7 protein-coding genes are annotated in these 10,052 nt (G+C 44.9%); all 7 read right to left on the reverse strand.

The features are described 5' to 3' along the window. Positions 1-27: 27 nt before the first annotated feature. A complete protein-coding gene (locus tag Q0502_RS10485; protein ID WP_298650457.1) occupies positions 28-3,303 on the reverse strand; it encodes a SusC/RagA family TonB-linked outer membrane protein in 3,276 nt (1,091 codons plus the stop codon). A 124-nt stretch (positions 3,304-3,427) separates the two neighbouring features. Beyond that, positions 3,428-4,756, reverse strand: coding sequence for an L-fucose:H+ symporter permease (fucP, locus tag Q0502_RS10490; RefSeq protein WP_298650460.1), 1,329 nt, complete (start codon positions 4,754-4,756; stop codon positions 3,428-3,430). Positions 4,757-4,764: 8 nt separating this feature from the next. Next, a complete protein-coding gene (gene fucU / locus Q0502_RS10495; RefSeq protein ID WP_298650463.1) occupies positions 4,765-5,190 on the reverse strand; it encodes an L-fucose mutarotase in 426 nt (141 codons plus the stop codon). Positions 5,191-5,211: 21 nt separating this feature from the next. Continuing rightward, complete coding sequence (fucI, locus tag Q0502_RS10500; RefSeq protein WP_298650465.1) at positions 5,212-6,981, reverse strand: L-fucose isomerase; 1,770 nt, start codon at positions 6,979-6,981, stop codon at positions 5,212-5,214. Between the two features lie 169 nt (positions 6,982-7,150). After that, a complete protein-coding gene (locus tag Q0502_RS10505; protein WP_298650467.1) occupies positions 7,151-8,134 on the reverse strand; it encodes a GntR family transcriptional regulator in 984 nt (327 codons plus the stop codon). 202 nt (positions 8,135-8,336) lie between these two features. Further along, entirely contained in the window at positions 8,337-9,068 is a 732-nt protein-coding gene (locus tag Q0502_RS10510) for a NigD-like protein (RefSeq protein WP_298650470.1), read from the reverse strand. A 166-nt stretch (positions 9,069-9,234) separates the two neighbouring features. Further along, positions 9,235-10,052 (reverse strand): DUF3362 domain-containing protein (locus tag Q0502_RS10515; protein WP_298650472.1); only part of this gene is annotated, 818 nt, incomplete at its 5' end.

Raw genomic sequence — 10,052 nt, forward strand, 5'->3', positions numbered from 1 at the left:
TGTTATATTTTTTAAAGTATATGATGTTCAGAAACTGACGTTTACGCCAAATCCCCACGAACGGTGCATAGGAAAGATAGAGTATTCCAGATAGCTGTTAGTTCCCTGTAACGATTCAGAGTCGATATTGGGAATAGACTTGTGAAGATAGAAGAGATTACGTCCGGTAAGACTCAATGTCACTTTTTGTAAATGCATTCTTTCTGAAACGACTTTCGGTAACGAATAAGCTATTCCGATTTCACGTAACTTTACATAATTGTTTTTAAAGATGTAATCCGGTTGAAGATTATCCTGCATGTCATGAATGAAGGTAGACCAATATGTGGCTACCGGAATAATCTGGTCATTTGCCACATAACCATCGCCATCACTTTTCACACCGCTTAGAATCATACCGTCATGATAAACCCTGCCATCTTTCGCGTCGGCGGGAGCGGAAGCTTGATGGTTATCAAGACGTATTCTCCGTTCCGTACCTTCCTGTATGTAGTATGGAATACCTCCACTGGCCTCATCGCGATTAGCCAGGGTCTCTTTCACTGTACCTGTTCCCAGAAGGTAATAGTTGGACATTGAAATCAAACGGCTACCGAAACTATAATCCAATCCTACGCGCAGGCTGAAATTCTTATAATAAAAATCCGTTGCAACACCTCCGATAAGCGAGGGGTTTACATTACCTGTTGCCTTGAATCCGGCATTTTTGTCGAGTTGATATAAACCGTCCGCTCCTATTATACGTTGTCCGTCAGGCGCTCTTAGATAATCGTAGGTCATGATTTCCCCTGAACGTTTTCCCGTTTCGGCCACCACTTGCCATCCGTTGTTGGATCCCAGTATATGACGCGTGATTCCTCCATAGAGTTCTTTTACCTCAGAGAACTGATTGGCAAGGTTAAAGGTTACATCCCACCGATAGTCCTTGTGGGCCAATATCGCACCTTTCAGCATGATCTCATAACCATGATTCTTTACCTTACCAGCATTGATTTTGATTTTGTTATAACCGGTGGCAGAAGTCAAAGGTATACCCATAATCTGGTCATAAATTGTAGCATTGTAGTATGAGAAGTCAAGTTCCAGGCGGTTTTGCGGGAAAAAGCGCAAATTACCACCGATTTCATACTCCCTTTTACGTTCAGGTTTAATATCTCCCGAGAAGAGTTCCAGGGGAGGTTCTACCCTTCCTGTATTTGTATTCGGGATAGTACTCAGGTTATATTGACGCAGTGCAAAATAACGGGTTGCAGGTCTCCCTACATCAGCCCACGACAGGCGTATTGTTCCGAATTGTAGTTGTGGAATTTTAAAATCTTCGCTGAAATTCCAGTTAAACGAAATACCGGGGTAGAAATATGAATTGTTCCCTCTTGGAAGCGTGGAGGACCAGTCGTTACGACCTTGTATTTCGAGGTAATAACGATCTTTCCAAGAGGTCGTTATCGATGCGTATGCGCTGTATAGGCTTTCCTGTCCGCGTGCATGTCCTAACACCTTACCCCGTTCACCTCCTCCGGGCCAGTTTGGAGCATTATTCAACGAATACCAATCGGGATATGCCATATCTCCATAAGTAGAAGCATAAATATTATAATCTTTTATACTTTTAAACTCGCCTCCCCCTAATGCTGTAATACGTAATTCATCATTCAGGAATGATTGATCGTATTGAAGATTTGCCCTCAGGTTATAAATGAAATATTGATCAGTATCAAACCGGTATCTTCCTCCTTTTACCTCCGGTTCTATTGCGGTTACCTTTTCTTTTTTGGTATAATCGGTCTGTGTAAAATCAAGTCCCGCATGTGTAACCAATGCAACCAGGGGATGGAATTGGAAGATGCCACGGACTGCCGAGATCATGTGCGTTTTATCATCCAAATTCGTATTCTGGTTCTGATGCCATAGAATATTGGCTATTTGCGTTTGAGAAGCCGGTAAACCTATTTCACTGAGATCAGCCCTATATCCGTTGGGATCCAAATATCTACTGGCAATGGTTTGATAATCGTAATCCCTGTTGAATCCTGTACTCATTAAAGAGTAAATGTTCGGATAACGGTTATTGGTCTTAATTTTATAGAGATTGGAGGTAACTTCAATTTTAGCAAGTTCCGATACATCCATCTGTCCGGCAAAACTGAAAGTATGCCTTTTTTGCCAGTGGTTCTGCATGATACCATCAAAACTGTAATTGGTATAGGAAATACGCATATTCCCTCTTTCATTACCCCCGGCAATTGCTACTTGTAAACTATTGGTGCTCCCCGTTTGAAACAGGTCATTGTAGTTATTGGGATATGGCTCGTATTTTCGCGTTGATCCATCCCAATATGTGATGGTACGGCCGTCGAATCTTGGTCCGAAATTCCTGTAATCGGAAACAATTTTGTTATCATTGACATCAAGGCTATATGCATTACTTCCCGATCCGTATTCGTTTTGAAAATCAATAAAACTTACCGGTTCTTCCCATGTGTGGTTGAGTGATAACGTTACACCCAATCCCCGGGTTCTTGCACCCTTTTTTGTAGTAATCAACACCACTCCGTTAGCTCCGGCGCTTCCATATAATACCGATGCTTTAGCACCCTTCAAAATTTCCATCGACTCAATGTCTTCCGCGTTGATGTCGTTAATACCGGCACCATAGTCAAAAGAATTGAACGGATCATAACCTCGTGTTTCCATACTTGACTCCTTGTCATAAATAGGCACACCATCCACAACAAACAACGGGCGTGTAGTGGAAGAAGACTCCAGTTGTGTAGCACCACGGACTTTGATGTTGATACCCCCCGTTGGGCCTGATGAACTTGCCGTTAATCCTACCCCCGGCGCCTTACCGTAAATAGACGCGAGCGGATTTGTAGGAACACCGGCTATCACCAGTTCGTCACCCTTTATGGAGCTAACCGCATAGCCGAGTGATTTTCTATCGCGTGGAATACCTAAGGCTGTGATAACGATCTCATCCAATAGTTCCGTATCGGATTCCAGTACAATGTCAATTGTTGTTCTTCCTTCCACCGGAACAGATTGGGTCGTCATTCCCACATAGCTAAACTGTAACGTTGCATTTCTCGGAACATTACTTAATGTGTAATTCCCGTCTATATCGGTCACCGTACCATGCGATGCATTGCCCTGCACCGTAATCGTAGCACCGATCACCGGCTCATTGTTGGCGTCGGTTACCGTTCCTTTTACTGTAATGTTCTGAGCGAACATTGCCAAGGACACTATCCACATACATGCGAATAACAGTCCTTTCCACTTAAACGACTTCTCTCTTTTCATTCTTTCTTTTTTTAAGGATTAATAATTGACGTGATTTATTTTTATTTATTTAACTATAGGACATCTTCCCTTTCCGAAAGATTCTTTATTATTTAATATATTATACTGTGATAATATCGCTGTATTATGCGGCTGTGTTTATTTTTCTCCTGTTGTATGCCTGTGTGCCGTACCACGCTACCACCACAAAACTCATGAACGGCAGGATAAATGAAGCGTTTACGGCAGGGAACGATGCGCCTACCGTCCCCATATCGATAATAGCTGCCTGTACCGGCGGTAGAATGGATCCTCCCAATATGGCCATGATCAGTCCCGCCGCGCCGAATTTGGCGTCCTCGCCCATCCCTTTCAGGGCAATACCGTAGATAGTGGGGAACATAAGCGACATGCATGCCGACACGGCGACCAGACAATAGAGTCCCCATATATCTTGGAAAAGGATAACCCCCAGCGTGAACATTCCCGCGGCAACGGCAAATGTACGTAGCATATTCCCGGGATCGAAGAATTTCATCAGATAGGTGGCTATTAAACGGCTGAAGCAGAAAATGATCATTGCGGCAATGTTATACTTCTGCGACAAAACCTCCGCTGCCTGCTCTTCCATCCCCTGCCCCATGAAGATGCGTGTGCCATACTGGATGATAAACGTCCAGCACATGATCTGTGCACCTACGTAAAAGAATTGCGCGATGACTCCCTGACGGTAATTGGGAATCAAAAATATTCGTCTGATGGTAGCGCCGAAATGGAGCCTTTTATCCGAATCTCCGTTTTTCGGCATTCTCGCCATAAGGATGACCAGGAACATCACTATCACGATGATACCGATGGCCAGATAGGGCGCAATCAGAGTGGCCAGGTCGGATCGTTTCAATGCCTCAAACTCCGGATCGGGAAGCATGGCACGTTCGGCCGTACTCATGGGGTCGAGCCGCGCCTGAATAAAGTTCATAGCGACGAACATTCCCAACAGGGATCCTATGGGATTAAATGCCTGGGCCATATTAAGCCGGCGGGTAGCGTTTTCTTCGGGCCCCATCGTCAGGATATAGGGGTTGGCACTGGTCTCCAGGAATGATAATCCGCACGTGAGAACAAAGTAGGCTACCAGGAAGGGGTAGTAGTTGCCTGACCTCATCGCGGGAAAGAACAGAAACGCGCCTATGGCATATAGTGCCAGCCCCAATAATATCCCGGATTTGTAAGAGAACTTTTTTATGAATACGGCGGCAGGAAACGCCATGGCAAAATAGCCTCCGTAAAAAGCCAGTTGTACCAGCGCACCCTGCGTAACGTTCATCCTGAAAATTTTCGAGAAGGCTTTTACCATGGGATTGGTAATGTCATTGGCAAACCCCCACAAGGCAAAACAAGCGGTAATGATGATAAACGGTAACAGGTAGTTGATACCCTTATGTGTAAGCAATGGAAGTTCCTTCTTATTCATCTCATTTTTTATTTAACCACCCCTTTTTTCAGGATGATATTGGCGTAAAGCGCCTCTTCTCCCGTGGCTATCACCGCATACGATCTTTTAGCTCTCTCATAAAATGCAAATCGCTCCAGGTAGTTTATTGAGTAAGGCTCTCCTGAATTTTGGAGGATAGCTTTATAGTCGTCCCATATCCCGGGTTTGTAATCGTCACCAGGTACGATCTCCATCAGGAATACCTGATATTCACTGTAGGAATCCAACGGGAACAATTCCATCAATGCTTTCAGGATATCCTTTCCCGATACCCCGTCTGCCCGGATTATATGCTGCGAAAGGGTGTGACAGGGGAAATTGCCGTCGGCAATCACTATCTCGTCTCCGTGTCCCATTTCCATCAGCGTTTTTACCAACTGCGGTGAAAGAATTTTTGGAATTTTTTTTAGCATGGCGTAGTGGTTTTTATGTGACTATTTATAAATAGGACCGAAATTCTTGCAGGCACGGAAATCGGCTCCCTCTTTATCCATGCCGAAAGCGTTCCATGCCGAGGGACGAAAGATATCGTCTTCTTCCACGTTATGCATGCATACCGGAATGCGGAGGATCGATGCGAGGGTAATCAGATCCTGCCCGATATGGCCGTAACTGATCGCTCCGTGGTTGGCACCCCAATTGTTCATCACCGAATAGACATCTTTGAAGGGACCTTTTCCGTTAAGGCGCGGAGCAAACCAGGTGGTTGGCCATGTTTTATCAGTGCGTTGGTTGATGATATGGTGAACTTCGGGATCGAGATCTACCGTCCACCCTTCGGCTATCTGTAAGACAGGCCCCAGGCCGTCCACCATATTCAGTCTAGACATGGTGACGGGCATGCCACCTCTGGTGAGGAAGGTGGATGAATACCCGCCGCCGCGGAAATAATCGCGATCGGCGGGCGACCAGGTGGTGGCCGCAAGACAGGCTTCTGTTTCTTCATCGGTGATATTCCACGGTTCTTTCAGGGCCGGCTTCCCGTTGAGATCCATACGGCCTGTACCGTCGAGCGTGGTGGCTCCCGAATTGATCAGGTGAATGACGCCATTGGCCGCTAGTCCCGTAAGCTCTTTTCCGGTAATGCGTTTCACGGCTTCGGGGCTCCAGTAAGTACGTACGTCTGAAAAGATCTGTGCCGTATTGGTCAGCAAGTGGCCGAACAACATGACCACCCCGTTCAGCGAATCGTTTTCGGTGGCGACTACATAAGCCTCGCGGATACCGTTCCAGTCGAACGACGTAGTTAGTATCGTTTCGCTGAAATCGCCGTTGGGCAGGAAATCGGTCCATTGGCGTTGTCCCTGAAATCCGCCGGAGATCGCATTATGCCCGATCGCCTCTTCCTTGAAACCCAACGCTTCGAGTTTCGGGTTGCCCTGCATCAGGTCGCGGATGATGATGGTCATTTTTACGACAAATTCCCAGTCTTGGTCTTTTTCCTCACGGCTCTTTTGTTTTTCCCTTCTATTGAAATCGGGGCCTTCGTTCACTTTGCAGTATTTCTCCGTCCACGCCATGGCTTTTTCGAACTCTTCGTGGTCGTAGATCCCTTCCTGTATCCGGCGAAGGATCTCTGTAGAATCGACCGATTCGTTCCGGATACCGAGATATTTTTGAAAAAAAACGGGATTCACAATGGATCCGGCAATCCCCATTGAAACGCTGCCTATGGAAAGGTATGATTGCCCTCTCATTGTGGCTACGGCCTGTGCAGCACGTGCGAAACGCAGGAGCTTTTCCGCCACGTCTTCGGGGATCGTGTTGTCCTGCATATCCTGCACCTCATGTCCGTAGATACCGAAAGCAGGAAGCCCTTTCTGTGAATGGGCTGCCAGGACTGCCGCCAGATAAACGGCCCCCGGGCGTTCCGTCCCGTTGAAACCCCAAACGGCTTTTGGGTAATACGGATTCATGTCCATGGTCTCCGAACCGTAGCACCAGCTTGAAGTGACGGTGATGGTGGCGCCCACCCCCGCCCGTTCGAATTTTTCGGCACAGGCAGCGCTTTCGCTCACTCGTCCGATAGTGTTGTCGGCGATTATACATTCTACCGGACTCCCATCCCCGTTTTTTAAATTACTACTGATGAGTTCGGCAACAGCCTTTGCCAGCTTCATCGTTTTTTCCTCGAGGCTTTCCCTGACACCTCCCTGACGTCCGTCGATGGTAGGACGGATCCCGATTTTAGGATATTTTTTCATATAGTTGCTTTTTCAGGTGTATGGAACCTTTAATGATTAGTTAATTTAACGATTTATCGACTTGTTGTTTAGTAATTATTAAATCGGTTCACCAAATTGACTTTCCTGCTCGTTTTATATTTTCTTAGATAATTGTATGCTGAACTGTGCTGATTGCGAATAAAAAAAATTAAAAAGAATCCCGGAGTATGATCTCTGTCGGTAAAAATATTTTGACAGGATCTTCCTTAACGACGAAATCGGCAGCGAGGGTTCCCATTTTTTCCCAATTGACCCCTATACTTGCTATCCCGTTTTCTATCACTTCATAGAACGGAGTCTCGTTATAGGCCAATAGCCCGTAATCTTTGCCGGATTTAAGTTGTTCCGACTTTCCTTTTTTTATGATCTTTACGAGATCCTCCTGCTTGATGACCAGATAAAACGCGTTTTCCAGGATGATCGTTCTTTCCGTGATCTCATCGATGATGTCGAACGGGAGATTGTTCTCGATGCAAAATTTGCTGAAATACTCCTTACTGCTCTGTGGATGTTTGTGGTGTTTATTGAATACGAAGAACAACTTCCGGTATTTTTTTAGCCGGATTTTTATTGTTTCCAAAGCATTGTAAAGCGCCGTATCGAAGTCCTGACAAACATAGGAATACCCGTTTTTCTCGAATTTTCCGAAATCCAAAAGCAATAACTTCTTTTGATCAATTTTCACCAATTCTTCGGAAAACTTTTCATTGTGATAATTCATCACGAGATACCGGTTGTACATACCCGCAGAATTATTGATTATCTGATTGAAAAGATGTTCATTATATTGGTGAAACCAGAGATCAATGTCATAATAAGAGGGTAATCTGTCTCGTAACGTATTGTATAATACTTCTTTAAAAGGAGTATATTCATCCAGTAACAATAAAATGTTCTTGTTGTGCGACGCTACATGATAGTTTTTGCCATGTATGGAATCTACGATGCCCCTGCTTTTTAAATCTGTGAAAGCTTTAAAGACCGTATCGCGGGAGAGATGAAACCGATTACTCAGCTGATTGATAGAGGGTAACTTATCTCCAACCTTCAATTCACGGGCAGCAATGGATTTCTGGATAAAATCCGTGAGTTGCTGTACTTTGGTGTTTCTGTTGTTAAACTCTAATTTCATCGATCCGGCATACTGTGCTGTTCTGTTCTGGTACAAAAGTAGAACAAAAAGAAGAAATAGAAAAAGATATTTATATGTTTTATAACATATGTTTACGGAAAAGTAAACCGGACGAACTCTTCACAGAGTCCGCCCGGTTATTGGAAAATCAAAAAGTCATATAAGAAATAGAACTAATTTAATTGTGGTTGTGGTTTCATATTTAATAGTATTCATTGGATGATATTACAGGTATGGGCATTTGGGTGATTGCTTCCGCCGCCGGCTGATTATACCTGTAAACCACATTATATATTATTTCTCTATCCCACTCCTTTACTTTGATGGAGAGGTTGACCAAGTCGGCATCGTCTATTCTGAAAGGTTTCAGGTCGAAGCAGACAAATCCTTCGTACAATCTTGTCTGCGGACTTTGATAGGAGTTATGCCGGAATTCGAGCTCAATCGCGTCGGGCGATACTTCGGACGAAAGGGTGTTCTCGACCAGATTGATCGCGTGCGGCCTGATACCACCGTAATTGAACATGAACGATACATTCAGGTAGTCTCCGCCGACCCAGACGGCATTGGCTTTTACCGGGTCGTTACCTATGCTGTCAGCATTTTCCGCATTCAGTTCGATGGTTTGTTTGGTGAGTATATTCCATATGTCGTTCACTTTGATGTCGTAATCATACTCTCCCTGGCTGTCGCGGAGGATTGTATAATTCAGGAAGACGCGCTGGTTATATGCCGGCGTATATCTTATATCGCTGGCAGCAGGCCATAGGCGTTTGCCGTTATCCAGCAGCAGGGAATATGCGTTTTCACCTTCCGGTATGACAGTGGCGATATTGATGCGGAAATCCGGCGATCTTGAATTATCGTCACAGGAGGTAGTGATCAGTAGAATCCCGATCAAAAGGAGGCTGAATGTCAATACTGTTCTCTTCATGCGACTATTTTATTTAGATTGGTGTATGAACCCCGCCATCATTATACTTTCGGGTCTGATAAATTGATTGCCCGTTTCATACATATCTATCCTCTTTTTATAACAGATGCATAAAAAGAGAAAACGCTGCATGGAAAAACAAGGAAGTTTGATTAATTAGCAATATTTAACTTTTCGGGTCGTTGGATAGCTTTTTTCCCGGGAGAGGTGGGTTGTTATAAGGGGTTTTCGCATAGAGCTTTTTGACCAGATCCGGCCGGCCCATCCGTTTTAGCTCTTTGATAACGTCCTGTTTGTGATTGGGGTCGTACCAGAAGAAAAATTGACGCTGGGCATTTTTTTCTTCCTTACTCTTTGCCGTAAAAACCGGCTGGAGGGTATAGGGGTGAAAACCGGTGTAGTAGATTTCAGTAGCGAGTGTCATGGGTGATGGAGTGAAATCCTGGACCTGCTCCAGCCTGAAGTTCAGTTTTTTAGTGATAACGGCTAATTCCGCCATATCTTCTTCCGTGCATCCCGGATGGGAGGAGATGAAGTAGGGGATAAGCTGCTGATTCAGACCGTATTTTTTATCCAATTCATCGAAGATCTGTTTGAACCGGTCGAAAAACTGAAAAGAAGGTTTCCGCATGATCTTCAATGTTGCATCCGAAGTGTGTTCGGGAGCGATTTTCAATCTTCCGGAGACGTGATTCCTGATCAGTTCGCGGAGATAAGCCCTGTTGGATTCATTGGTTTTTTCATCGTTACTGTCGTGCAGCAGCATATCGTAACGGATACCGCTTCCGATAAATGATTTCCTGATCCCGGGCAATGCATCCACTTCCCTGTAGATATCCAACAGACCGGAATGATCGGTATTCAGGTTGAAGCAGACTTTCGGGAAGATGCAGGAGGGTTTTTTACATTTTTCGCAAATTGCCAGATCCTTTCCCTGCATCCGGTACATGTTTGCCGAGGGACCTCCCAGGTCACTGATATATC

The sequence above is a fragment of the uncultured Proteiniphilum sp. genome (assembly GCF_937873925.1).
Taxonomy (GTDB): domain Bacteria; phylum Bacteroidota; class Bacteroidia; order Bacteroidales; family Dysgonomonadaceae; genus Proteiniphilum.